Raw genomic sequence first — 314 nt, 5'->3', positions numbered from 1 at the left:
GTATCGCCCTGATCGCCGAGACCGATGGCGTAGGACCAGCTGTAGCCGCCATAACCTGAAATATCGTTGTCGTGAATAGCGACGTTGGTGCCCGCTTGTGCGCCGATCCCGAAGCCGCCACCGATAATCGCGTTGTCCTCGACTAAGGCATTTACGGGCCGAACGAGCGCGATGACGCCCTTCGGCGTAGCGGCGCCCGTCTGGTCGAGGTAATTGCCGCTGATCACGATGTTGCTGCTGTCATTCATCTGGACGGCATCTGCCGCCGTGCCATGGGCGTTGGTGACGGTATTGTTGAGGAAATTGACGCCGTT

The 314-nt window shown here is 59.2% G+C and carries 1 pseudogene; it reads right to left on the bottom strand.

Annotated features, from left to right (window positions below):
* Positions 1-314 (bottom strand): annotated as a pseudogene (locus AF337_RS11540) (right-handed parallel beta-helix repeat-containing protein); the annotation flags it as partial.

Source organism: Rhizobium ecuadorense, assembly GCF_001187535.1.
Classification (GTDB): Bacteria; Pseudomonadota; Alphaproteobacteria; order Rhizobiales; family Rhizobiaceae; genus Rhizobium; species Rhizobium ecuadorense.
The sequence above is the reverse complement of the archived record's forward strand: the minus strand, read 5'-3'. Positions and strand labels throughout refer to the sequence as shown.